The 23,615-nt window shown below is 67.1% G+C and carries 30 protein-coding genes and 1 pseudogene; 12 read left to right on the forward strand and 19 right to left on the reverse strand.

Going from position 1 to position 23,615, the window contains the following annotated elements; translation table 11 throughout:
• Positions 1–122 precede the first annotated feature (122 nt).
• Complete coding sequence (locus OXG55_13770; protein MCY4104308.1) at positions 123–1,169, forward strand: LLM class flavin-dependent oxidoreductase; 1,047 nt, start codon at positions 123–125, stop codon at positions 1,167–1,169.
• A gap of 63 nt (positions 1,170–1,232) precedes the next feature.
• Positions 1,233–2,684 carry an amidohydrolase family protein gene (locus OXG55_13775; GenBank protein ID MCY4104309.1) on the forward strand — a complete coding sequence of 484 codons (1,452 nt, stop codon included), beginning with the start codon at positions 1,233–1,235 and terminating at the stop codon, positions 2,682–2,684.
• Here OXG55_13775 and OXG55_13780 read toward each other — a convergent pair.
• Positions 2,681–3,268: a PhzF family phenazine biosynthesis protein gene (locus OXG55_13780; GenBank protein ID MCY4104310.1), complete on the reverse strand. Its 588-nt coding sequence runs from the start codon at positions 3,266–3,268 to the stop codon at positions 2,681–2,683. The genes OXG55_13775 and OXG55_13780 overlap by 4 nt on opposite strands.
• On the opposite strand from OXG55_13780, the gene OXG55_13785 reads away from it, so the two are divergent.
• Positions 3,185–3,712 carry a hypothetical protein gene (locus tag OXG55_13785; GenBank protein MCY4104311.1) on the forward strand — a complete coding sequence of 176 codons (528 nt, stop codon included), beginning with the start codon at positions 3,185–3,187 and terminating at the stop codon, positions 3,710–3,712. The genes OXG55_13780 and OXG55_13785 overlap by 84 nt on opposite strands.
• A gap of 96 nt (positions 3,713–3,808) precedes the next feature.
• Here OXG55_13785 and OXG55_13790 read toward each other — a convergent pair whose 3' ends face one another.
• From OXG55_13790 to OXG55_13810, 5 genes are all read right to left on the reverse strand, one after another.
• Complete coding sequence (locus tag OXG55_13790) at positions 3,809–4,627, reverse strand: oxidoreductase (GenBank protein ID MCY4104312.1); 819 nt, start codon at positions 4,625–4,627, stop codon at positions 3,809–3,811.
• A 108-nt stretch (positions 4,628–4,735) separates the two neighbouring features.
• Positions 4,736–5,554, reverse strand: coding sequence for an oxidoreductase (locus tag OXG55_13795; GenBank protein ID MCY4104313.1), 819 nt, complete (start codon positions 5,552–5,554; stop codon positions 4,736–4,738).
• A 96-nt stretch (positions 5,555–5,650) separates the two neighbouring features.
• Positions 5,651–6,478: an oxidoreductase gene (locus OXG55_13800; GenBank protein ID MCY4104314.1), complete on the reverse strand. Its 828-nt coding sequence runs from the start codon at positions 6,476–6,478 to the stop codon at positions 5,651–5,653.
• Between the two features lie 99 nt (positions 6,479–6,577).
• Complete coding sequence (locus tag OXG55_13805) at positions 6,578–7,075, reverse strand: hypothetical protein (protein ID MCY4104315.1); 498 nt, start codon at positions 7,073–7,075, stop codon at positions 6,578–6,580.
• A gap of 227 nt (positions 7,076–7,302) precedes the next feature.
• Entirely contained in the window at positions 7,303–7,578 is a 276-nt protein-coding gene (locus tag OXG55_13810; protein MCY4104316.1) for a hypothetical protein, read from the reverse strand.
• 161 nt (positions 7,579–7,739) lie between these two features.
• Between OXG55_13810 and OXG55_13815 the strand changes: the two genes are divergently transcribed.
• Genes OXG55_13815 through OXG55_13830 form a run of 4 tightly spaced genes read left to right on the forward strand, consistent with a single transcriptional unit; the run spans position 7,740 to position 9,192 of the window.
• Positions 7,740–7,904: a hypothetical protein gene (locus OXG55_13815; GenBank protein ID MCY4104317.1), complete on the forward strand. Its 165-nt coding sequence runs from the start codon at positions 7,740–7,742 to the stop codon at positions 7,902–7,904.
• Positions 7,897–8,358 carry an ASCH domain-containing protein gene (locus OXG55_13820; protein ID MCY4104318.1) on the forward strand — a complete coding sequence of 154 codons (462 nt, stop codon included), beginning with the start codon at positions 7,897–7,899 and terminating at the stop codon, positions 8,356–8,358. Before OXG55_13815 ends, OXG55_13820 begins: the two co-directional genes overlap by 8 nt.
• Positions 8,359–8,416: 58 nt before the next feature.
• On the forward strand, positions 8,417–8,839 hold the full coding sequence (locus OXG55_13825; GenBank protein MCY4104319.1) for a CopG family transcriptional regulator: 423 nt from the start codon (positions 8,417–8,419) through the stop codon (positions 8,837–8,839).
• Positions 8,836–9,192 (forward strand): DUF5615 family PIN-like protein, encoded by a 357-nt coding sequence (locus OXG55_13830; GenBank protein MCY4104320.1) that lies wholly within the window; start codon positions 8,836–8,838, stop codon positions 9,190–9,192. The genes OXG55_13825 and OXG55_13830 overlap by 4 nt, the downstream gene beginning before the upstream one ends.
• 77 nt (positions 9,193–9,269) lie before the next feature.
• On the opposite strand, the pseudogene OXG55_13835 reads toward OXG55_13830, so the two are convergent.
• Positions 9,270–9,413: pseudogene (locus OXG55_13835) on the reverse strand (phytanoyl-CoA dioxygenase family protein).
• Between the two features lie 114 nt (positions 9,414–9,527).
• The gene (locus OXG55_13840) at positions 9,528–9,689 is read right to left on the reverse strand and encodes a hypothetical protein (GenBank protein MCY4104321.1); all 162 of its coding nucleotides are present in this window, start codon (positions 9,687–9,689) and stop codon (positions 9,528–9,530) included.
• A gap of 101 nt (positions 9,690–9,790) precedes the next feature.
• On the opposite strand from OXG55_13840, the gene OXG55_13845 reads away from it, so the two are divergent.
• The 3 genes from OXG55_13845 (at position 9,791) to OXG55_13855 (ending at position 11,349) form a co-directional block, all read left to right on the forward strand.
• Positions 9,791–10,132 (forward strand): DUF2283 domain-containing protein, encoded by a 342-nt coding sequence (locus OXG55_13845; protein MCY4104322.1) that lies wholly within the window; start codon positions 9,791–9,793, stop codon positions 10,130–10,132.
• A 636-nt stretch (positions 10,133–10,768) separates the two neighbouring features.
• Positions 10,769–11,224, forward strand: coding sequence for a hypothetical protein (locus OXG55_13850; GenBank protein ID MCY4104323.1), 456 nt, complete (start codon positions 10,769–10,771; stop codon positions 11,222–11,224).
• Positions 11,221–11,349 (forward strand): hypothetical protein, encoded by a 129-nt coding sequence (locus OXG55_13855; protein MCY4104324.1) that lies wholly within the window; start codon positions 11,221–11,223, stop codon positions 11,347–11,349. Before OXG55_13850 ends, OXG55_13855 begins: the two co-directional genes overlap by 4 nt.
• A gap of 7 nt (positions 11,350–11,356) precedes the next feature.
• Here the strand turns inward: OXG55_13855 and OXG55_13860 are convergent, their stop codons facing one another.
• The 4 genes from OXG55_13860 to OXG55_13875 all read right to left on the reverse strand — a co-directional run bounded on the left by OXG55_13860 (position 11,357) and on the right by OXG55_13875 (position 15,143).
• Positions 11,357–11,971, reverse strand: coding sequence for a DUF4276 family protein (locus OXG55_13860; protein MCY4104325.1), 615 nt, complete (start codon positions 11,969–11,971; stop codon positions 11,357–11,359).
• An 11-nt stretch (positions 11,972–11,982) separates the two neighbouring features.
• Positions 11,983–13,233 carry an AAA family ATPase gene (locus OXG55_13865; protein ID MCY4104326.1) on the reverse strand — a complete coding sequence of 417 codons (1,251 nt, stop codon included), beginning with the start codon at positions 13,231–13,233 and terminating at the stop codon, positions 11,983–11,985.
• A gap of 45 nt (positions 13,234–13,278) precedes the next feature.
• Positions 13,279–14,061, reverse strand: a complete 783-nt coding sequence (locus OXG55_13870; protein ID MCY4104327.1) for a hypothetical protein — start codon at positions 14,059–14,061, stop codon at positions 13,279–13,281.
• A gap of 650 nt (positions 14,062–14,711) precedes the next feature.
• Positions 14,712–15,143, reverse strand: coding sequence for a phytanoyl-CoA dioxygenase family protein (locus OXG55_13875; protein ID MCY4104328.1), 432 nt, complete (start codon positions 15,141–15,143; stop codon positions 14,712–14,714).
• A 298-nt stretch (positions 15,144–15,441) separates the two neighbouring features.
• Between OXG55_13875 and OXG55_13880 the strand changes: the two genes are divergently transcribed.
• Positions 15,442–16,299 (forward strand): hypothetical protein, encoded by an 858-nt coding sequence (locus OXG55_13880; GenBank protein ID MCY4104329.1) that lies wholly within the window; start codon positions 15,442–15,444, stop codon positions 16,297–16,299.
• A gap of 29 nt (positions 16,300–16,328) precedes the next feature.
• Complete coding sequence (locus OXG55_13885; protein ID MCY4104330.1) at positions 16,329–16,892, forward strand: hypothetical protein; 564 nt, start codon at positions 16,329–16,331, stop codon at positions 16,890–16,892.
• On the opposite strand, the gene OXG55_13890 is transcribed toward OXG55_13885, so the two are convergent.
• The 7 genes from OXG55_13890 to OXG55_13920 all read right to left on the reverse strand — a co-directional run bounded on the left by OXG55_13890 (position 16,882) and on the right by OXG55_13920 (position 23,230).
• On the reverse strand, positions 16,882–17,619 hold the full coding sequence (locus OXG55_13890; GenBank protein ID MCY4104331.1) for a phytanoyl-CoA dioxygenase family protein: 738 nt from the start codon (positions 17,617–17,619) through the stop codon (positions 16,882–16,884). The genes OXG55_13885 and OXG55_13890 overlap by 11 nt on opposite strands.
• A 163-nt stretch (positions 17,620–17,782) precedes the next feature.
• Positions 17,783–18,448, reverse strand: a complete 666-nt coding sequence (locus tag OXG55_13895; protein ID MCY4104332.1) for a DUF2290 domain-containing protein — start codon at positions 18,446–18,448, stop codon at positions 17,783–17,785.
• A gap of 28 nt (positions 18,449–18,476) precedes the next feature.
• Entirely contained in the window at positions 18,477–20,636 is a 2,160-nt protein-coding gene (locus tag OXG55_13900; GenBank protein ID MCY4104333.1) for an ATP-binding domain-containing protein, read from the reverse strand.
• A 305-nt stretch (positions 20,637–20,941) separates the two neighbouring features.
• Entirely contained in the window at positions 20,942–21,085 is a 144-nt protein-coding gene (locus tag OXG55_13905) for a phytanoyl-CoA dioxygenase family protein (GenBank protein ID MCY4104334.1), read from the reverse strand.
• A gap of 20 nt (positions 21,086–21,105) precedes the next feature.
• Entirely contained in the window at positions 21,106–21,702 is a 597-nt protein-coding gene (locus OXG55_13910; protein MCY4104335.1) for a hypothetical protein, read from the reverse strand.
• Positions 21,702–22,253, reverse strand: coding sequence for a hypothetical protein (locus OXG55_13915; GenBank protein ID MCY4104336.1), 552 nt, complete (start codon positions 22,251–22,253; stop codon positions 21,702–21,704). The genes OXG55_13910 and OXG55_13915 overlap by 1 nt, the downstream gene beginning before the upstream one ends.
• Entirely contained in the window at positions 22,253–23,230 is a 978-nt protein-coding gene (locus tag OXG55_13920; protein ID MCY4104337.1) for a nucleotidyltransferase, read from the reverse strand. The genes OXG55_13915 and OXG55_13920 overlap by 1 nt, the downstream gene beginning before the upstream one ends.
• Positions 23,231–23,615: the final 385 nt, after the last annotated feature.

Genomic DNA, 23,615 nt, shown 5'->3' on the forward strand with positions numbered 1-23,615 from the left:
CCGGGGTTCGGATTCGGAGTGAAGCCCGGCGGGGTTGGCGCCGAGACCCCGGATCTCGGGGCGGTTGGCGTCGACCGCATCGGAGTCGGCGGCGGGTTGGCGGCCGGTCGGGCATCGAGGCGATGAGCGTTCCGGGCTTCGGGTTCGGTGTGACGCCGGGGCCACCGGACGGCGTAGCGGCCGAGATCCGGGAGGCCGAGGCGCTGGGGTACGACCGGATGGGCGTGTGGGACTCGCCGGCGCTGTTCCGGGATCCGTGGATGACCCTGGGAGCCGTGGCCCGGGAGACCAGCAGGATCCGTCTGGGTACCTGGGTGTCCAACCCGGTCAGCCGCCACCCCGTTGTGACCGCCTCGGCAATCGCCACCCTGGAGGACCTGGCACCCGGCCGAACCTACTTCGGGATCGGATCCGGCGGCACCGGCGTCTGGCACCTGGGACACCCCGCAGCCCGCCTGGACGACCTGAAGGAGTACGTCTCGACCGTGCGCGCGTTGCTTGCCGACGGCACGGCCACCTACCAGGGTTCGGAGTGCCGGCTGGAGTGGGGCCGGGGCACCTCGGTGCCGATCATCATGTCGGCGCACGGGTCGCGGGCGCTGCGCCTGGCCGGCGAGATCGCCGACGGGGTGATCTGCGGCCTGGGGGTCCTGCCCGAGGTGGTCTCGGGCTGCCTGGAACTGATATCCGAGGGCGCCGAGTCGGCCGGCAGGACGCTCGCCGACCTGGAGGTGTGGTTCACGTGCTTCTGGTTCGTGGATCCCGAACCGGGTGCGGCGCTGGCCGAGGGCGCCTGGGCGGCGACGGCGTTCGCCATGCACTTCTCCCAGGGCCGGGTGGAGGGCAAGTTCGTGCCCGAGCAGTACCGGGAGGGCATCGCCAAGCTGGGCGAGCAGTACGACCTGGTGACCCACGGTCGTGTGACCGACGAACTGAAGCGCCGTTACGTCGAGCGGGCCGATGCCCTGGGCATCGGCGACTACATCCGCAGCCGCTTCATGTTCTGCGGGACCCCCGGCGAGGTCGAGACCCAGATCCGGGTGGCGATGGCGGCGGGAGCCCGGAACTTCGACGGCGCCCTCGACGCCGACCTTCCCGAGCGCCGGCGCCGCATCGGCAACTGGGCCGAACTGGTGCGGCCCCGCTTCGGTCGGGGCCCCGATGCTTGATGCCGTCGTTGCCGCTGCCCTTGGCGGGCTCGGCCAGGCGTCCGGGGCGTAGGGTCGGGACCGATGCTTGACACGGTGATCCGGGGCGGCTGGGTGGTCACACCCCACAGCGAGGGCCACCTGGATATCGGCATCGCCGGCGAGCGGATCGCCTCCGTCGGGTCGCCGGGCCTGGTGCCGGTGCCCGAGGGCGCCGCTGTGATCGACGCCGCCGGCAAGGTCGTCACGCCCGGCGGCATCGAGTCGCACGCCCACATCCACGAGCCGATGTACCGGGGCTGGACCGGCGGAGCGGACGTCTGGCTGCAGCCTCCCGAGGGGGCCACCCGGGCCGCTGCGTTCGGGGGCACCACCACGGTGCTGTCGTTCGCCTTCCTGGACGTGCACGTCACCGACCGGGCCTACGACACCACCGAGGCGGTCGCCCAGCGGAGGGAGATCTTCACGGGTCGGTCGTTCGTGGACTTCGCCTTCCACCCGGTGATCACGGGTTCGGCCTCGGCGGAGACCTTGGCCAGCATCGCCACCACCATCGATCAGGGCACGCCGTCGTTCAAGGTGTTCACCACCGATGTGACGACGGGCCAGGCGGGCATCCGGATCGACCATGGGTCGGTACTGGCTGCCATGCGGATCGCCCAGGAGGCCGGCGGCATCGTCATGGTCCACGCCGAGGACGACGACCTCATCAAGTACAACGAGGCAAGACTCAAGAGTGAGGGCCGCAACCAACTCCAGAACATCCGCTGCGCCCACACGCCGTTCGGCGAGGCGCTGGCGTTCCGCCAGGTGGCGGCGTTGGCCGCCGAAGCCGGCGCGGCCGCTTATTTCGTGCACACCACCGCCGGGGAATCGGTCGGGGTGGTGGCCGGCGAGCGCCGCAGGGGCCGGCCGGTCTACGCCGAGACGCTGCACAACCTGCTGTGCTTCTCCGAGGAGGACTACCTGAAGCCCGACGGCGCCCGCTACCACATCGGGATGGGCCTGCCGTCGCCGGAGGACCGCGCGCAGCTCTGGGAGGGAGTGACCGGCGGCGACATCGCCACCGTCGCTACCGACGAGTACACGACCTCACTCGACGTCAAGCTGGGCGGTCACGACATCGAGACGGTGCCCGGCGGCCACGTCGGCATCGAGACCCGCGGCACGATCCTGCTGTCGGAGGGCCACAAGCGGGGACGGCTGTCGCTGCGCCGGTTCGTGGAGCTGTTCGCCACGAATCCCGCCCGGATCTTCGGCCTGTACCCCCGCAAGGGCGTGATCGAGCCGGGCGCGGACGCGGACCTGGCGATCTGGGACCTCGACGTCGAGCGCACGATCACGATGGCCGACCTTCATCACGACGGTGATTACAGCCCCTGGGAGGGCTGGGAGGTCTCAGCCTGGCCGGTGATGACTGTTCTGCGTGGCAAGCCGATCGTCTCCGGCGGCGAGCTCCGCGTCGGTGCCGACTACGGCCAGTGGCAGCCCCGGACCATCGACCCCGAGATCCTGGAGCACCCGGTCGTCACCTAGATCTCCACGGTTCCCCGGACGCAGGTGACCACCTCGCCGCCCACCCAGATCGTGCCTTCGGGATCCTGATCGATGTAGATCCGGCCGTCGCGGCCGAGGGCCGCGCCCTGGCTCGCGGTGTACGGCGCGGTGGCGTGGCCGGCTGCGGTCAGCCACTGGCCGAGTGATGTGTTGAGGCTGCCGGTCACGGGGTCCTCGGCAAGCGCCCCACGCAGCGGGAAGAAGGCCCGTACCTCGAAGTCGCAGTCGCCGGCGGGGTCGGCTGAGTCTGGTGCTGGCTCCGGCAGGTGCGGTCCGACGACGCTGATGAACAGGCCTCGGGGATTGGCCGCCGCAGAGGTGTCAGGGCGAAGATCCAGCACGTCGGCGGCGGACCTCAGCAGCACCGCCATCCAGGGTGGTCCGTTGTCGACCCAGTTCGAGTCCACGACCGGCGTGTCGGGCGAATAGCGATGGTTACCGCGGCGGACGGTCCGGTGCCGGTCGGTAGCGTCGTAGCCATGAAGCCAAAGCGGATCTGGCGACGGCTCGCTCTGCTCGTGGGCGCGCTCGTGGCCGTGCTTGCGACCTCGTGTGACTACCAGACGTTCCGGCTGGCGTTCGGCGACGTCGAGTACAACCTCAGCGGACTCATCGACGAGCGGGTGCGCCTCGACGAGAGCGGCTATACCCCCGACGCGGCGGCCATGATCGACTCGGCCTTCATCACCGGGGCCGCCGGCGATCTGAATGGCGACGGTCTGCTCGACGGGGTGGCGGTTCTGACCACGACCACCGGCGGCACGGGGTTCTTCTACACCGTCCACGCCATCCTCGCCGACGGCGACGGCGGGTCCCGCGACGTGGGCAGCGTGTTCATCGGCGACCGCGTCACCGTGACGGGCGTGGAGTTGAGCGGTCCCAGGATCGAGGTGTCGAGACTCGTCCGGGCCGATGACGAGCCGTTCGTCGCCAAGCCCACCATTCCCTCCCCGGTGCATCTGATACTCGAGGACGGAGAGTTGCTGGTCGTGACGCCGACCGAGTGACGCCGGGGCCGCTGCCTCTGGCCCGCCGGCGAGCCGTCCGTAGCCGAACCTTGCCGGTCGTGCGGATTCCGTCGGAGCCCGTCGAAGCGAAACCGGTCAGAGGAGTCCGCGGCAGACGGTGAACTCGTAGACGGCGTCGCCGAACCACTTCCGGGTGTACATCCAGGGTCGCGCCAGTGCTCCTGTGACGTAGCGCCGGCGTGGGCGGCGGGTCGTGGCGGCCTTGGCGTAGACCTTGGCGGCGGCCGTCACATGCGTGCGGTGCTCGACGGCACCCGGGTCTCCCATCAAGCTGCTGAGCGACTCGATCTGAGCGTGATAGGGGCTGTCGTCGGGGAACTTCTCCATGAGGGCCACCATCACGTCGCCAAACTCGGTGTGGATGGCACCCGGTTCGATAAGGACGACCTGGATGCCGAAGGGCGCGGCCTCCAGGCGCAGGCAGTCCGACCAGCCCTCCAGGGCGTGCTTGGTGGCGACGTACCAGGCCCCCATCGGCGTGAAGACCTTGCCCACCATCGAGGAGATGTTGACGATGCGCCCCGAGTTCTGCGCCCGCATGTGCGGCAGCACGAGTTGGGTGAGGTGGGCGAGGCCGAAGATGTTCACCTCGAACTGGTAGCGGGCCTCGTCGATCGGGATCTCCTCGACGGGCCCGTAGAGGCCGAAGCCGGCGTTGTTGATGAGGACGTCGATCCGCCCCTCGCTCTCGATGATCCGATCCACGACCCGCTCGTTGTCGTCGCGCTTCGTGACGTCCATCTCCGCCGCGGTGACGCCGTGGTCGGCCAACTCGGCCAGCCGGTCCACCCGGCGGGCGCCGGCGTACACCGTGTGACCCTGCTTCGCCAGCAGGGTCGCGGCCTCACGGCCCAAGCCCGCCGACGCGCCGGTGATCAGGATGACCTTGCTCATCGTGTGACCCTCCCTGTCGTGTGGAGGTGATCCTGCCAGACGGGGAGACCGACGGCGGGCAGTCGCCCGACACCTCCGGAGTCGCCGCCGTGCCCGGGCGGCGCCAGGTCAGCGGACGATGCCGCGCAGGGCGAACTCGTAGACGCCGTCGCCGAACCATTTCCTGATGAACAGGACAGGTCGGGCGAAGGCCCCCTTGACGTAGCGCCGGCGTGGCCGGCGGGCCGTTGCGGCCTTGAGGTACACCTTGGCGAGCACCGAGGCGTCGGTGGCGCGGTCCATGGTGCGCGAGTTGTCCCGCAACTTGACGAACAGACCGACCAGATCCTTGTAGGCCGTGTCGCCGGCGTACCTGTCCAGCCCCGCGTTGGTCACGTCGCCGAACTCGGTCTTGATGGCGCCAGGTTGGATGATCACGACCTGGATGCCGAAGGGCGCGGTCTCATGGCGCAGGCAGTCCGACCAGCCTTCCAGAGCGTGCTTGGTGGCGTGGTACCAGGCCCCCAGCGGTATGAAGATCCTGCCGCCCACCGACGAGACGTTGACGATCCGCCCCGAGCCCTGCGCCCGCATGTGCGGCAGCACGAGTTGGGTGAGGTGTGCCAGCCCGAAGAGGTTGACCTCGAACTGGTAGCGGGCCTCGTCGATCGGGATGTCCTCGATGGGCCCGTACAGGCCGAAGCCGGCGTTGTTGATGAGGACGTCGATCCGCCCCTCGCTCTCGATGACCTGGTTGACGGCCCGCTCGTTGTCGGCGCCCTCGCTGACGTCCATCTCCACCGGGATGACGCCGTGGGGGGCCAGCTCGGCCAGCCGGTCCACCCGCCGGGCCCCGGCGTACACCGCGTGGCCCTTCCGAGCCATGAGGATCGCCGCCTCGCGCCCCATGCCTGCCGACGCACCGGTGATCAGCACGACCTTGCCCATTGCGTTACTCCCTCGCTCGCATCGAACCGCATCGGGTCGAGTGGGCAGCATTGCGGGGAGGAGCGAATCGCCCGCGTCGCATCCGCCGAACCGCCCTCACCGGACGCTGCGGTGCAACACGTATTCGAAGGCCCTGTCGCCGAGCCACTTCCTGGTGAACATCCAGAGCCGTGCCCGCGCTCCGGTGACGTAGCGGCGGCGGGGCCGGCGGGCGGTCGCGGCCTCGACGTACACCTCGGCGACCTCCCGCGCCCCGATCGGGCGGTCGGTGGCGCCGGGGTCGGTCACCCGCTTGCGGAGCATGTCGATGTGCGCCCGGTAGGGGCTGTCGGCGGGGAAGTCGTTCAGTTGGCTCGCCGTCAGGGAGGCGAACTCGGTATGGATCGAGCCCGGCTGGACCAGCACCACCCGGATGCCGAAGGGAGCGGTCTCGTAGCGCAGGCAGTCCGACCAGCCCTCCAGGGCGTGCTTGGTGGCGATGTACCAGGCCCCCATGGGCGTGTAGATCCGGCCGACCATCGAGGAGATGTTGACGATGCGGCCAGAGCCCTGCGCGCGCATGTGCGGCAGGACGAGCTGGGTGAGGCGGGCCAGGCCGAAGAGGTTCACCTCGAACATGTGGCGGGCGTCGTCCAGCGGGACGTCCTCGATGGGCCCGTAGAGCCCGCAGCCGGCGTTGTTGATGAGGACGTCGATCCGTCCCTCGCTCTCGATGATCCGGTCCACGGCCCGCTGGTTTTCGTCGTCCTTGGTGACGTCCATCTCGACGGCGGTGACGCCACCACCGGCTAGGTCGGCCAACTCGGCCAGCCGGTCCACCCGGCGGGCGCCGGCGTACACCGTGTGGCCCTGCTCACCCAGCAGGATCGCCGCCTCCCGCCCGATGCCCGACGACGCCCCGGTGATCAGGACGACCTTGCCCACAGCGCTATCCCCTCACGCTCCGGCCGGGCTGGGCACCTGGGTGGTGCCGCCGTCCTCGACCCGCAGTCCCACGTGCATCCGTCGCATCACTCACTCCCTTCAGTCGCCCGTGCCGCCGACCACCGCAGGCATGAACTCGCACTCCGCGTACTTGTCTAGCGCCCCCGCTGAGGCACCGCCCTCGAGCAGCGCCAGGGCATAGAGGTTCACGCCAGTCAAGCGCCACTCGTTGTCATCGCCGGTGCTGTAGCAGCCAGGATCGGCCGGTTCCGGGTTGATCGCCGGCAACCACCGGCAGTGCGCGTACTCGTCCAGAGCGCCGGCGTCATCGGCGGTCAGCGCCACCAGGTAGCGGTTGGTGTCGCGGGGATGCTGTGGCTGGTCGGCCTCGGTGGTGTAGCAGTCGCCCGGGTCGCCCCCCGCCGGCTGCCCGACCGGCTCGGGCGCCACTGGGTCGTCGGTCGCGCAGACCGCCGCCACGACGATCGCCGCCGCCAGGGCAACCCACACCAACCACCGCGTCGCCGGACGGTCCCTACCCGGGGACGTGTCGCTTGGAGCGGCGTCGTTGCCAGGGGTGGAGTTCTGCGATGTCATGGTGCACAACCTAAGGACACGGTGCGACAGCGCCGACGGCGGCCGGCACCCGACCCCCGACGCCGGTCGGCTACCAGCGGTGAATCTTCGGCGCCGCGGTCCCGAGTTGTCCGGCGAGAGCGATGAAGTCGTCGGCGTCGGAGGTGATGATGCTGTGCCCGGTGCGCACGGCGAGCACCACGAGGTGTGCGTCAACAACATCACCGGTGCCTGATAGGGCTAGGTCATTAGGGCTTGTCCAGTCCGACGAGGTCGTAGCTGATGGCGACGAGCCGCCGTGCGGTGTCGATGTTCTTGGCGTTCGGGTTCGGGGTCTCCATGGGCCAGCCGCCGGCCCGGCACTGCTTGTCGCGGTAGAGGATGCTTGACTGGCTGAAGTAGGCGCCGGAATGCCGGGGGGCGTCGTCGAGCGACCCGTGTTGCGACACCGGCTTGTGCGCTCCGGGGATGCGCACCTCCCAATCGCCGTGTCGATTCCTAACGACAAGTCGCTTCTCGCCCATCTCATCCCTCAGCCGCCTCGGCATCCCAGTGCGCTCACTCTAAGCAGCATCCTCGGACTCGTGCGCCGACCGCGGCTCGTCGGCTATACTTGCTGTAACCGACCCGGTCCCTGCGGGGGCCGGGCCTTTCTTTTTCCAACCTGGTGAGGCACCGGCGCGGCATGGATGAGACACGACATAGACCACTGCCCACAGACGACGTCTCGACCGACGAGGTGCCGCCTGAGGCGTGGCAGCACAAGATCACACCTCGCGACTTCTACGCCAAGGTGGAGGCAGACCCGCGGGCACGGAAGCGAGTTCAGGCCACCAGGCGTGATGACTGAGTATTCCGTGGGCGGCATGGCGCTCGATCGTGATCGGATGATGGTCCTTTCGCTCTGGCCGCGATTCGCCGATGCGATTCTCAGCGGAGCCAAGACCGTTGAACTTCGCCGCACCGAGCCGAAGATTCGCGTTCCGACACTTGCCCTCATCTATGCGTCGACGCCGGTGCGGGCGTTGCTGGGGACTTGCGTCGTGACGAGCGTCGAGCCCGGTCGTCTTGCTGCTCTCTGGCGGGCGCACGGCGCGGGCAGCGGTCTCGATCACGGGGAGTTCCTGGACTATTTCGAGGGTGTCGAGGCGGGAACCGCTCTGAGCCTGGCGAGCCCAAGCCGACTCAGCCGGCCGATTCCTCTCGTGGAGTTGCGTTCGAGGCCGGAGGGGTTCCGCCCACCGCAGAGCTTCTCCTACGTCGACGCTGAGACCGGCAATCGCCTTCTGCAGACGGCCGCGTAGCGCCGGCCGGCCAAAGCGGCCCGGACAGATTCGGACGACAGCTGACTACACTGTAGTAATGCCTGTTGTGTCAATCCGATTCTCCGACGGGCCGTTGCACGGACGGTTGAAGGAGAGTGCCCGTCGCCACGGCCAGGGCGTCTCGCCGCTCGCCGAGCGGCTGATCGACGAGGGTCTGCGGATGGAGGCCCACCCGGCGGTGCTGTTCCGGCACGGTCCGGCGGGCCGCCGGGCCGTGCTGGTTGGCGGTCCCGAGGTGGCCGACGTGATCGGAGCCATCGTCGGCGGCGATGTGCCTGCGGCGCAGCGGCGGTCCCGGGCGGCGGAGTTGCTGGGGCTGAGCGAGGCGATGGTCGACGCCGCGCTGGCCTACTACGCCGAGTTCACCGACGAGATCGACGCGGCGCTGGCCGAGCGGGCCCGGGCTGCCGAGGAGGCCGAGGCGGCCTGGGTGCGCAGGCAGGCGCTGCTCGAGACGTGAGGCTGCTGCTCGACGAGATGCACGCGCCGGCCGTCGCAGATGCGCTTACTGAGGCTGGCTTCGATGTGGTGGCCGTGGCCGCCGACCCGTCGCTGCGGGGATGCGGCGACGCCGACCTGCTCGACTACGCAGCCGCCGGTGGCCGGGCGCTTGTTACCGAGAACGTGGGCGACTTCTCGGTTCTTGTCGCCGACCGGGCGGTCGACGGCGAGCCTCATGCCGGTCTCATCTTCACGAGCCCGAGCCGCTTCAACCGGGCGACGCTCGCCTATCCCGGCAATCTGATCGTCGCGCTCAGGACCTTCCTGGACGACCCGCCAATCAGCGGCGACTCCTGGATCCGGTGGCTGTAGGTGACACGCAACGGCGGCTCCGACCGCCATCGCCGTCCCTCGGCAGCGAAGATCACCGGGGCAGGCAACTCGCCTGAGCCGCAGCGGCGGCGGTTGGAGCGGTTGGGTTCGGAGCCGTGCAGGATCCAGTCGCTGTGCAGCGAGACCTGACCGGCCCGCATCTCCAGGGCGACGGGCGTACTTGTTCCGTTCTCCCGCCGGACCCCCGGCCTCGATGGCATGGAGCGAACCCCTGATGTCCTCGCAGGCCTATCACGAAGTCGGCCGCTCATCCAGCGCATCATGGAGTTGAATGAAACTTATGGTCATATAGTGATACATGACAATGCCATGCTTCACTTGCGCCGCTTGAGATGGGATGCCTTGGCGAGCGCCTCGTCATCACGGATCATGCACGTCAGCGGCTGGAGGAGCGCCGGATCACTGTGGCCGACGTCGAATCTGCTCTGCGGCACTGCCTGCGCCACGATGCCGGCGACCACGGCAACATCGTGCATGTTGGCCCCGCGGCGGGAGACACGCTTAGAGTGGTGACCACGCCGACGGACCCCGAGGGACGAGTGATCCTCGTCATTACAGCGATGTGGAGTTGAGCGACGTGAGCACTCTGCGGTACTCCTACGACAGCGTGAGCGATTGCGGTTACATCCGGATCGGTGACGGCGACGTGGCCCGAACCGACTCGCTCGCCGCTTCGCTCCATGTGGATCGGGACGGCTCGGACAACATCGTCGGCATCGAGGTGCTCACCGTGACCGATCCGAGTTGGGTTCCGCACGTCACGGACCTCCTCGCCGGAAGCGTTCCGGACGCGCCGCTCGTCTCCGCCCGACTGCAGGAGATGGTGTCCACCAGTCCCCGTGGGGGCCGGCGAGAGGGCCCGCCTGTGGCCTCCGGTCTCCCGGCCGCTGGGACCACCGGGAGCACGCCAGTCGCTTGAATCGGGACGGCTCCACAGAGCCGGCCCACTCCCGGCGCCGCCCCTAGCGGCTGAGCGAGGCGTCTCTGACGGGGTCGGGGGCGTTGTCGGGGGTGGGGATTTCTTCGCCGGCGGGGCGAAGGAGCGATCCGCCGGTGGGCAGAGGACTACGACCAAGCGGGATCGAACACAGCCACGGCGTTCCTCGAACCGCGGGGTCTGGCGGCGATCATCGGGAAGCTCCAGGCGGGGCCGGTCACCTACGCGGCGACGGGCGCCTTTGCGGCGCAGCGTTTCGATCCCGTCGCACCGGCGAGAGCCGCCACGCTCTACGTCACAGACGCGGTCGGAGCCGCTGAGAGCCTTGGCCTGCGCGGGACCGACGCCGGCGCCAACGTCGTGTTCCTCGAGCCCTTCGATCGGGTCGTGTTCGATCGGACCGCCGAACGAGACGGGCTCCGATGCGTCGCACCGAGCCAACTCGCCGTGGACCTGCTCACGGGCCCTGGTCGCGAGCCGTCCCAGGGCGAGCAGATGCTGAGCTGGATGGAGCAGAACAAAGATGCCTGGCGTACCTCATCTGCTGTACGCGCGCACCCGCAAGGTGCAACTGGATGCGGGGTGCCGGGTGGCCGCAGCCCGCAGTAGCGTGGCCACATGGCGATAGACATCGAGCGGTGGCGGCCCGCTGGCCCGTTCCCCCGGACGGAGGTCAAGCACGTTGATCTGTCGCGTCTGCGGCGATTCCGCGGTGTCAGCGACATGCCTGCGCTGATGGCCGAGCCCACCAGCAGGGGTCAGTTCCGGCCGCTGGTCCAGTTCGTCATGGTCTGGAATCGTTACCCCGAACTGCGCGGCGGGATGCTCGATGGTGCACCGCCCGACGGCGGGGATCGCTTCCATCTCGCGGCGGTCGCCGCGGTCGTGCACTGCCTGTGTGCTCGGGACGGATTCGAGGTGCCCGGATGGGCGAGCCTTTACCGAGCCGAGCCCGAACGAACGATCTCCGGCATGCCGGTGACAACCGATTTTGGCCGCATCGTCAAGGCCGGGGCGCCGCCGCAGTGCGCCCATCACGGTGCCTATTTCGACGCAGAGTTTCTGGATCGGTGACCACCCCGCCGAGCGATCGCCGGCACACTCCGCTTGACGCCGACACGCTGCTCGTCCTGCTGGACGAGGTCAACGCCGAGCTTCCCGAAGGGTCGACCGCCGAGGTTGCGGCGGGCCGTACCTGATTGAGGCTCAGGCTGCTACTTCTGCGATTGCGTTCCAGAAGTGGGCGAAGCTTCGCGAGCGATTCCGATCTACCGAGATGTGCGCTGCAACGGCCTGCGCCGCCTCGATCTTCCGGAGTCCTGTGGTGAAGTAGCCGGACCGCTTCAGGATTCGCTCGAAGGCTTCCCAAGTTCCACCTCGGATGTCGTCCGGATCGCGATAGCCACTTCGTTGAGGAATACCCGGGTTGACTCTCGGGTACGCGGCACACACGGCATCCCAGTTGCCGAAATACCAGGCCTCGAGTTCTTCGATGACGACGCGGTTGACGAGTTGCCAGGCGCTGGTTCCGGTTTGGGATCGCGTGCGTAGCCCGGCATTCGTGGCCGACTCCTCCAGTTGTGCCTTGAGTTCGTGACAGTCGTCGTTGTCTCGGTCCACTATGACCACTAAGCGCCAGTCGGGGGGCAGCCAGCGCTGGTAGGCACGCAGTCGTTGGTCGAGCTTGCCGAGGAGGTCGGCCTTGCCGCCGAAGACGCGGATGCCGAACGTCGGTCCATCGGGGAGCATGCGCGGCAGCAGCGTCTTCAGGAATTCCTCCATGGACGGCTCCTCGACGAGCAGCACAAGATGACTCGCCATGACCGTCGGCGTCAGGCGAGAGCGTGGATCGGTGCGCCGTGTGCGGTTAGCGGATCGCCCACCCCAAAGTGTCCTTCCATCCAGAGGGAGCCGAGCTGAGCTCCTTGCTCGACGAACTCGGCGATGCCGCGCAGTGCGGAGAGGGGTTGGGCCTGCGTGTGCCCGTTCTCGTCGCGCCAAAGAATCCGAACCTCGTCGGGCCCGAGCGAGTTGATGAAGAAGGGGGAATGGGTCGTGACGAGCAGTTGCGTGCGTTCGGCTGTGCCGCGGCACTCCTCGGCGAGTCCGGCCAGGAGCCGAGGGTGCAGGAAGTTCTCCGGTTCTTCCAGGCCGATGAAGGGTGGGGGCTCCGGGTCGTGCATCAGCACCAGGTAGGCCAGCATCTTGAGGGTTCCGTCGGACGCGAAGCGTGCCAGTACCGGATCGTCGAAAGGCAGATCCTTGATCTTCAGGAGGAGGCGGCCATCGGCCATCGTCGCTGCCGAAACACTCTCAATCTGTGGGACGCGTCGACCGAGTAGCGCGAAGATGCGCCGGAGCCTGCGCGGATGCTGCTCGTTGAGATACTGGATGACGTTGGCGAGGTTGTCGCCGGTTCTACTGAGACGTTCGTGCGGTCCCGCCTCCGGTTGCGATCGTGCACTGTCAGCAGCGAGGTACGACACATACCAGCCGCTGATGAAGTCGCGTAGGGCGGCGACGCGTGGATGTTCCTGGAATTGCCCGAGGGCGTTGACCGCCAACAGATCGGGTGAACTCAGTTGGCGACCTTCTCGCTCGGCCCTCTCGTCGGGCTCATTGCCCCAGACGGCTTCCCCACCGCCGCGCTTGAATTCCAGGAAACGAAACGGCCTGCCGCGGCTTCCCCGGGTCCAACTCAACCATTCGTGTTCGACGACCGGCCTTCCGCGGAACTCATCAACGGAGAGGTGATAGGTGATCAGCGGCGTCTTGGGCTGTGTGCTCTCGCGGTACTTGATCTCGATCGTCACCGGGCCTGGTGAGCCGCGGGTCTTGAGTTCCAGTGCTCGCCCGCGGCGGTCCCAGGCACGCCGTAGCCCCGCGTCGAAGCATTCTGCGAGGAATGCGAACACGTCGAACACCGTGGACTTGCCACTGCCGTTGGGGCCGAGCAGCACGGTCAGCGGCGTCAGCTTCTTGAACTCGACACTCCGGAGCGCACGGAAATTCCGAACCTTCAGGTACTCGATCCGCGGAGGCGATGTCGCGGCGGTCGGAGCTGCCGTCCGGGCGGGGGTCACGGGCGAAGGCCTCCAGCGACGAATCGGTGCTGCATCCGGTTCACCCTACCCTCGACGATTCTCGGGGGTGTTCTGCGCAGGCATCGAAACCGGCTTCCCGTCGACGTCTTCGGTCGGTTGCCTGGCGGGTCTCTCGTCCGCAGTCTTCGGCGCGGACCAGTGGCTCTGCTGCTCCGACGCTCGCTCGTCGGCGGACGGGACGGTCCGATGGCTCGTATGGTCGGGGTGCTGTCGGATCGTTGAGAGCCGGCCCTCAAGTTCGCACTTGCCGCAGTAGTGCTCTCCGGTTGGCTTGTGGAGGCAGGAGATGTCCGTCGGGCAGAACCATCCTCCTTCGATGCCGCTGTCGCCGAAGAAGTTGTGGTCTCGCCGTCGTTTGCCGTACTTGGTGCCACATCCGCCGGCGCACACCGTCTTCTTGTGGACGCGGCCTCGGTGCCGAGCCTGCCGTCTGTTCCAGTCGTGCTTGGCGACGGCCGCCGCTTCGATCACCAGCGGGTCGCAGTCGGGCGGCACCGGCGAGTGCTCCGGACGGTCGTATGCGACCCTCAGTTGCTCGAGGAGGTCGTGCTGGGCGATGCGGTGGGCTCGGGTCATCAGGTGGTGAGTCAGGCAGAATCCGCGATTCTGCCTCCACCGGCGCAGCCTTCGCCGCCGGGGAAGCGCTCTCGCCTGTTCCCGAGCTAGAAGATCGGCCCAGTGCATCTCGCTGTAGAGGCGCAGGAACTTGACTGTCGCCCAGCGGTTGATGGCGGGCTTGGCATGGACGTATGCCAGGATCAGCAGGGCGACAACGGTCGCGATGGCGGCAACGTCTGCTAGCTGCACGAGAGCTGTCTCGCGGTGTGGGCTGCGCCGGTTCTCGTGAGCCGACCGGTGGGGTGAACGCTCGTCACGCCCAACCGGCCTCCGCCTCGGGCGGTCAGACCAGGTCTCATGTTTCCTCCATCGCCTGGTGGTTCGTCACGGCGTAGCCCGGTGGTGTGCAGGGCGTACCGCTGGTCTGTGCCCAACACAGTACGAAGGGGGTATGACAGCAATGAGGAGGTCCAGTGCGCGTTGAGCGGCGGGCCTACCCCTGGGGCGGCCTCGACCTTGCCTCGCCAGCGGTGCCGCCGCCCCTCGCGGTTGAGGGAGGCGTCTCTGATGGGGTCGGGGGCGTTGTCGGGGGTGGGGATTGTTTCGCCGGGTGGGCGGGGGTGGTTGGCCCAGTGGCCAGCGGCGTCGGTGCCGCGGCACCAGATGGAGTTGGTGTTCCAGTCTCCTAGTGCCCTGAGTTCCAAGTTCATGAGGATATGGCGTGGCCTCAACCGTTCGCCTTGGCGCGAAACCGCTGTTGAGAGGCTTGCTAACCTCACCAGATACCCCCGACGAACTTCCGGCTCAGGACACTAGGCGCGCACGTCGGAGGAGAGGCAGCGCATCGCTGGCCCGCAGCGGCGCCGGTTGGAGCGGTTGGGTTCGGAGCCGTGCAGGATTCAGTCGCTGTGCAGCGAGATCTGTCCGGCCCGCATCTCCAGGGCGACCGGCGGGTCGCCGTAGTTGCCGGGGTCGTCCACGGTCTGGACCAGCACGCTGTTCTCGGCTGTGGTGCTGTCGCGGAAGGCGACCTGCGCGTGGTGGTGCGAGCGGGGGATGACCTGCATGGCGGAGTTGTCGGCGTCGGCGTCGTCGATGGCCAGCCAGGCGGTGACCACCCGGCTGGGCGACAGCGGCCAGTAGGAGGCGTCCTGGTGCCCGGCGACCCGCTTGGCGTCGCCGGGCAGTTTGGCGAACAGGTGGCTGTGGCGCAGGATCACCGAGTCGCCCAGCAGGTCCGCGACGACGTCGATGATGCGGGGTTCGGTCACGATGTCCCAGATGCCCCGGCAGCTCTTGTGCCAGTTGACCACCTCGTAGCTGCTCCACACACGCTCCGTCGCTCGCCCGAGCCGCATATGGGGCGTGACGATCCTGTTGGATCGGCCAGTACTATCCTTACGATTGGTGCTGAGAACAAGCGTCCAGCGCGAATGGTTGGAGCAGGTTCCCGAGGGGACGTGCTTCCGCTCCGGTGATGTGCCCGGGGCGAGCCGTGGAGCGGTCTACGCGTTCTTGTCGCGTGAGTCGGCGAAGCCGCGCACCGTGGCGGCGTGTTGGCGTGTGGGTCCGAATCTGTACTGGAGACCCGCCCGTGGCGAGGGCAGGGGTCCGCGGGGGCCGGGACAGTTGGACATCGCGCGAGCGATCGCCGGCGAGGGCTGCGGCCTGACCGGTCACCAGGCGGGGAAAGCGGCGGGATGGTTGACCCACACTGTCACGACTGTCGCGGAGGTCGCGGTCGTCGGCGAGCCGAGTGTGCGCCGTCCCCACCCCGGCCTGATACTGCGCCCTCGCGCGAATGAGATCCGCCGCGGCCTGAGCCCCCTGGAGGTCACCTACCTCGAGGCGGTCATGAACTTCGATGACTGCGCGGAGTTGGCGTGGCCGGAGGCACTCCGCTTGACCGCGCAACGAGTCGATCATCTCGCGCGTTTGCGCGCCGACGCGTTGCGAGAGGTCGCCGACGCCGAACGAGGTGCGGGCGCGGTCGCAATGCGCGCCAGAATGCAGGAACTCTGCGCGGTCCTCGATGGGATCGCACCCCCACCGTCCCCGGCGGGCGCCACCGCTGCGCCGCGTCGGCGCGGTGAGCCAGTAACAGCGGCGCACCTTCCCGAATGGATGTCCGCTGGGCAGGGATCGAGGATCGCCGCGCTCTCAAGCTTCGTGAATCATTGGGCGCTGCACCCCGAGCGCCGGCCCGCGATGTGTGCGGCACCCCCGAGCGGACAGAATCGTCTCGATCTGGTGCGGATTGCCGCGACGGTGCACGCGCTCTGCGATCGGGACGGCGTCGGCGCGCCGGACTGGGTCTGGGCGCACACATGGCACGAGGACGTTCGCATCTACGATGTCGGCGAAGCGTCAGCCGAATTCCGCGGCAACGCTCTTGGGACTTGCGCGCACCATCGTGTCTGGTTCCGCGGCGACCACATCACGTGCATTCGCGTGCACGGGATGTGGAGCCCCGAGGGATCACAGTGAGCGATAGCGGGGGTTTCTCGCTCGCCCGGGTGCTCGAACTCGTCGCCGCCGTCGACGCGGCGCTGCCCGAGGGTCCGCCAATCGAGGTTGCCGTCGGCGGCGCGGTGGCCATGATGCAAATCGCGCCCGGACGGCTGTCGGAAGACATCGACGTGTACGAGGCGTCGCTGCACCCCGACCTGGCGGCTGCGGTCGAGGTGGTGGCCGAACGCGAAGGGCTCGACCCGGGATGGCTCAACAATGCCGCCGCCCAGTTCGGGCTTCCGGTGTTCGACGTCCAGCCCGAGCCGCTGTACGAGGGCCGGCGGCTGGTCCTGCGGGTAATGGAACCGGTGACGATGCTCCTCCTGAAGCTCAACGCCGGCCGCGACAAGGACGTGAACGACATCTTGCTGTTGATGGACGAGACCGGGTTCACGACTGAAGACGACGTGTTGATGTTGATCGATTCGTACTTCGAGGATCATCCGGACTCGAATCTCGATCGAGCCTGGATGGAGGACACAGCCAAGGTTTCCGCGACGCTCTTCGGCGCGCAGCACTGGGGCTCGGGACTCGATCCGCCCGGCGGCCCCGCCGCCCCTAGCGGCTGAGGGAGGCGTCTCTGACGGGGTCGGGGGCGTTGTCGGGGGTGGGGATTGTTTCGCCGGGTGGGCGGGGGTGGTTGGCCCAGTGGCCGCCGGCGTCGGTGCCGCGGCACCAGATGGAGTTGGTGTTCCAGTCGAGGTAGGCGCGCACGTCGGAGGAGAGGTAGCGCATCGCCAGCCCGCAGCGGCGGCGGTCGGAGCGGTTGGGTTCGGAGCCGTGCAGGATCCAGTCGCTGTGCAGGGAGATCTGTCCGGCCCGCATCTCCAGGGCGACCGGCGGGTCGCCGTAGTTGCCGGGGTCGTCCACGGTCTGGACCAGCACGCTGTTCTCGGCTGTGGTGCTGTCGCGGAAGGCGACCTGCGCGTGGTGGTGCGAGCGGGGGATGACCTGCATGGCGGAGTTGTCGGCGTCGGCGTCGTCGATGGCCAGCCAGGCGGTGACCACCCGGCTGGGCGACAGCGGCCAGTAGGAGGCGTCCTGGTGCCCGGCGACCCGCTTGGCGTCGCCGGGCAGTTTGGCGAACAGGTGGCTGTGGCGCAGGATCACCGAGTCGCCCAGCAGGTCCGAAACGACGTCGATGATGCGGGGCTCGGTCACGATGTCCCAGATGCCCCGACAGCACTTGTGCCAGTTGACCACCTCGTAGCTGTTCCACCCCGTCGCCAGCGCGTATCGGAAGGAACTGATCTTGTTGCTAGTTCGCTTCCGGTCGCCTTGGTGAACGAGGTGCACGCCGACTCTGGCCAGACGATCGACCGCGGCACCACCCTCGGCGGCGCGAATGACCCGTCGGCTGAACCGAGCCTGCTCGCGTGCCTAGACCGCCCAACCCGAGATGGCGAGTCCTGGGTTCGGCCTGCCTGCGTTCGACAATCGAGAACCGGAGTAATCGGCCTCAGGCGCCGTTGGTATGCGTCGGGACGCCGACGTGGATCGTCCGTCGCTCTTCCGGAGTGATGCAGTCCTCAAAGCGAAGTAGGGGGTTCGGGAGGCGCACGTCAACGATAGAACTCGCGGTGTTGTAGAAGCTTCGCAGTACGAAGTCCACGAAGGCGTGCGGCGTCACGCCCGCGGAGACCGGAATCCGGCATCCGGTGTATTGGCCGAGGGTTAGGTGCGACACTGGATGAGCTAGCTCGACTGCGACGCTATCCCGACTGTCATAGTCGAATCGGCAGGGCACGGTTGCGACGCCTTTCTCAACGACGTCCGCGAATATGCGCTCCTCCAGGTAGTGCTCGGGATCGTTCTGGTATTCGAGAAGGTCGGGTGACGGGAGGAACGCGAGGCGATGGCGCAACAGGCGTCGTTCTCGAAACTCGTACTCCATCTGCAGCATTGCCCCGTCGAGCATCAGGACGTTGAACGATCGCGCTTGCCGCAACTCTCGGTAGGCGTCGTCGTACGGCGTGTTTCGGGGTGCCGATCCGACCACGCCGTGTCGCCGGTACCGAACGAGGTAGTCGTCGGTGCCAACCTTCGATTCGAAGGCCGGGTTCTGATCGTCGGCGAGCCCGGACTCGACCAAGGCTGCGGTTGCGCCGTTGATCTCTTGGACCACTCTGCGATGCGCGGTCACCATTGGGCTATCACTCCCCGGCCGCTCCCAGCAGATCGCGGAGGGTCGCCAACTGTTCGCCGTCGATGTCCTCGAGGAGGATGCGGCGATGTTGCAGATCGTCGATCAAGCCGGCCACTGACTTCAGACGCTTCTCCCAGTCCTTTTTCTCCTTTTCCGACATGTCCCGGTGGACGACGGTGAGATGTTCCAGTTCGGCTTGTGATGGATAGTGAAACGACAACTCGAAGTTCGCCTTCTTGATCTGCTCGTACTCTTCGATCAGAGAAGCCATTTGTGGGCCGATGCCACATACCCGGATCCAAGCCGTGCTTCGTGTTATTGCCGTGAAGAGCCGATTCCGAACATGAGCGAGATTGGCAGTCGAGCCGTGCGCCTCCTCCGCGTTGACCACGTAGACCATGGCTGCCTCGTTGCCCTTGGCCCTGTATATCCCAGTGCAGGTCACCGATCCGGCCTGGCGGAACACGTCGGCCTTCGTGTCGACGCCCGCAAGGTGATTCGGAATGTCTCGCGCGAGCAATTCTGCTCTGATTCGCCCCAGCTTCTTCCGTGCTGAGAGCGGGTCGGTGTTGATGACGATGACGTCGGCGTGTCGCAATTCGTCGTCGGTCAGGTTGTCCTCGATCTCCGAAGCCACCCACTTTGCTTGGTCTGTCTGATTTTCGAACTGGCGGAACTGGATCAGGTCTTCGAGAGGGGAGTGAGATTCCAGGAAGTGCGGACTTGTGTCTGGGGGCCGAGCCAACCGGACATCCTTGCCGAGTCCGAGTTCCTCGGAGAGAACCTCGTAGCCGACGTCGGTCCAGAGTTCGGGTCGATCGAACATTTGCACGAGTCCGGTGGGGCTCCAGGCCGGTGGTTCTCGATAGATGCCGAACCCCAGGCCATGTGCCGAGACGAGCACTGGGCGTGAGTTCCGGTAGCACTTCTCAAGGATGATGTCGCGCTGACCCCCGTCGCGGGCCCTGTCGTCGAAACTGACTCTCGGACTACCGTCGTCATCCAGACCGAAGATGTCTTCGGGTGACGGCAGCCCCTCGTTCGTCAGATTCTGCAACTCGTCGTATGCGTAGACGAGGCGTTTCGGTCGCTTGAGGATCTGATGACACAGCCTGAGGAACCCGGGAGGAAAATCCTGCGCCTCGTCGACAAGAATGGCGTCGTACGATCTTCGAACCTCACCGACGCTGTCGAGAGCGGTCTCCACAGCACCCTCGAAGGCGTCTTCGAACCCGAATCTGGCCTTCGCCGCGAAGAAGTCGAGGTACTCAAGATCGTGGGTTCGGCAGAACTCGTAATAGATCCCGTCCCGGTCGGCTCCACCCGACGCACCCCAGGAATTGACGACGCGAAGCCTGTCCCAATCCGGTTCATCACCGGTCTGTTCGATCGAGAAGATCGTGATGAGACGTGTGAAGTGGTCCTTGAGGGAGCGCGTGTGGAATGTAACCGCTATCCGCCAGTCCGGATGGCGGGCATGGAGGTACGCCGCTTTCAGCGCGAGGACGATCGTCTTGCCCGAGCCAGCCAGTCCCCTGATTCGCTGTACGCCATCCACGGTCTCGATCACTGCCTTGCTCTGACTCCGGTCCAGCGTCGCGATGGAGTTCTCGAGTGCGTTGAGCCTGGCAGCTCTCGAATCAGGCATCCGGAGAGCCCGCGCTCCACCGGGCCGGCGGATCGCCGTGATGCTCTGAATCGCCGAGAGCGTCCTGTCATAGAGTTCCGGTGTCGAGGATTCCCAGACGAGTTGCCGCAGATAGGGCACGAGGGAGGAGTTATCCAGGACGGGGTAGTCCTGATCAGCCGCCGTGCGCGGGATCGCTGGAGCGTAGGTCAATGCCTCAATGTTGGTGAGCAGGTTCCGGCGGCGAACGAGACCCTGATGCGGCATAAGCCGCGCGTACAGCAGGCTGTAGGCTTCGTCCTGCCTCACGATGTGGTCCCCCAGATCGGGGCCTTCGACGAGATCGAAGCAGACCAGCCCATGGTCAGGAGAGACGAGCAGCGCATCGATGGCGTACCGACCATCGGGTGAAGCGATGACCGGGTACCCGATCAGCAACTGGCCGTCAAAGTCCTGATCGCGTAAGGCGTCGATCAGTGCATCGGTTGCCACGGGCTTGTCGGTGGTGCCGTGGACGATGTTCAGGGTGGGGGTGCTCATGGCTCGGGGCCTCGGTTCGGGGAACCTGACGTTCTACGGATCTGCCGATCGATGGTGAGGGGGTCTCGGCGCGGGTCTTGCCGGTCGCAGCGATCATACGCGCCGGTCGGATTCCCAGATGGGGGCGGTCCCAGTATTACGGGGACGCGAATTGGGTGGTCGACATGGTGTGCGTGTCCAACCCGGGGCTGCTGTCCCTGACGGCATGGAGCGATCATCGTGGAACGGACATGAAAGCTCAGCGAGATCGTGACCTTATGGCCCCTTAGTTGCAATTCCAACCCGAACACGCATGGCACCTCGACTCACAACCGGGTCTCGCCATAGCGGCGCCGGTCGGAGCGGTTGGGTTCGGAGCCGTGCAGGATCCGGTCGCCGTGAAGCGAGATCTGACCCGTCCGCATCTCCAGGGAGATCGGCGGGTCGCCGTAGTCGCCGGCGTTGTCCACGGTCTGGAACGCCCTAGCGGCTAGTCGCTGGCGCCACGAGCAACGCCCAGCAGCGTTCGTGCGACGGAACGCGCGGCCCGGAGCGAGCCGCGGGCCGCCAGCCGCCCGCCCCTGAGCCATGCCCGAAATCTGCGGAGGCCGAAACGGTTCTGAATCTGGCACTGGACTTCGGCGATGGCGTCTCGGCACTCGTCGCTCGGGCCCCATCCTCGGAGATTCATCGCCGAGGCCTTCCCGGTGGGGCGGTGGTCCCATGCTTCGCTGATCAGGGGACCGACGAGGCGGTTGAGGGTGGCTCGGGTGGCGGCGTAGGTCTGCGCCAGGGCTGGATTTTCGGTGGCGATCCAGGCTTCGTGGAGCGCGAGGCGCTCTTGGAGGTCGTGGCCGTGGTTGGCGAGCGTGGTGAGGGTGGCCGGGCTGTCGTCGGTGCGGCGTCGGACCCGGTAGGGGTACTCGGTCCAGGCGACGAGGGTTTGGATTGCCTCCGCGTAGCGGTCACGGCGACGATTGGTGGCCTCGTTGACGCGGGTGAGGGTCATCGTCACGATCGCGCCGAGGACTGCAGCGGATGGTATGGCGATGGGTGTCCAGAGCGAACTGGTGGCGAGGACTGACATCAGGCGACCCGCAATTCCGGCGTGAGGATGGGGTGTGGATGGCCGTCGGGGCGATGGCCGTGGGGTACGTCTTCGACCGGCCAGGATCCGTGCCGGCGCCAGTATTCCTCGTACCAGAGGTGGCGCTGGACGACTCGGAGGTACGCGTCGATGCCGTCGGACCATTGCCAGCGCAGGTGGTCAGGGTCGTTGGGGTACTCGAGACAGAGCGCTCCGACGATGAGCTCCCACGGCACCGTGGCCGATTTCGGGAGGGCCAGCAGTGCGGCGATCGACGAGCGCGGGTACCGGTGCAGCCACTCTCGGTCGTCGCCACTGACGGGCACGGCGAGAACCTTGCCATTGGCTCGAACGGTTACTCGGACTTGCTCGGCGGGGTAGTCCAACAACTCGGGAAGCGCGGGGGACTCGAAGCGTACGTCGAACGTGGTGGCCCGGCTGTCGTGCAGGACGACCGTGACCTCGGCGCCCCCGACCACGTCGGCGGCACTGAGCCAACGAGCACAGTCCTGTGGGTTCCGCCGGAGGTGGTCGAGTCCTCCGCGTGTCATCAGGGCCTCCACGCCCGGGTGATCGGAGTGTGACGGGCGGCGGTCGCACCGGTTGCGGCGGCGCCGGCGCCGGTGTTGAGGCTCTGTAGGCGGCTCTTCTCGTCGGCCCGTGGGTGGGGGAACGGATCACCGAAGATCTCCACCCAGATATGGGCGGCTGCAGTCTCCTTGCCATCGGCTGCAAGTCGCTGGGCTTCGGCGGCTCGACCGGCGAGATGTTGCATCCCGCTCTTGGCCCGCGCCACGGCAGCCGCCGAGAGTCGGGCGGAAATCTGGTCGGTACCGGTGGGGTCGCTGTACGTGCCACCGAGGAGTTGGGCGCCAATTGCCAGCGTGGCTGCGACTGCGTCGGCATGATCAACGGCGGCGGACACCGCGTAGTAGGTGAAGGTCTCGACGTGCAGGCCGGGGAGCACGTCAGACAGCCCGGCGTTGTGGACCGCCTGCTTGACCATTCGCACCTGTCGCACGAACTTCCCGTCGCACTGCTGGTTCCGGACGGTGATGGTGTCGATCAGGATGTACGAGTTCGACGGCTCCCAGCGGTCGTCCTCGGTGTCGGCGATATAGATCCAGTTGGAACCGTCCTCGGGGTTGAAGGCCGGCACGGCGTCGAAGTTGAACTCCTTCCCAGGGAGCGTGATGGCGAGGGCGTGCTTCTTGACCTCGAAGCGGGTGCCAGGCAGGTGGGGAGCGAGGGCGTCGTGGATGAGCGAGATCGCCTTCTGAGGTCCGCCCGCACAGTTCAGGGCGTCCCACAACTCGTCGTCCAACTCGACGACCTTGTCGATGTCCCGCAGCTTGGGGCCCAGCATCGTGTGGCGAGCGAAGCTGCCCTGCAGCCGGGTCCGCTTGGCCACGCCGGCATCCACGACCAGATCGCCCAGACGGTTGTGCACGTCCTGGGCCTCCTTGCGTACCGCGTTGCTCAGCTTGATGTTGTCGTCAAGTACGTCGAAGCGCTGTTTCAAATTCATTGCCAGTTCTTCCCTCTCTCCGTCTCGGCAGCCTCTTGCCACCGTGTCGATTATGTGCGGGGGGTATGACAGCCGACGGGGTTGCCGCGCCCTTTCCTCCCGGTACATACACGTGTTCGATCAGCGTACGGCCGAATGACACGTTGATAGTTACAACGCTGAGATCAGACGAGTTATTCCCGGCCTCGCGATAGCCGGACTCAATCGCTGCTTGACCACGTGCGGCTCCGTGCTCGAGGCCGCTGGCATCGTGGTGGCACCGCTCGCAGCGAGCGGCCCGCCGCCGCCCCTAGCGGCTGAGGGAGGCGTCTCTGACGGGGTCGGGGGCGTTGTCGGGGGTGGGGATTGTTTCGCCGGGTGGGCGGGGGTGGTTGGCCCAGTGGCC

It is taken from the genome of bacterium (genome assembly GCA_026708055.1).
Lineage (GTDB): Bacteria > Actinomycetota > Acidimicrobiia > Acidimicrobiales > CATQHL01 > VXNF01.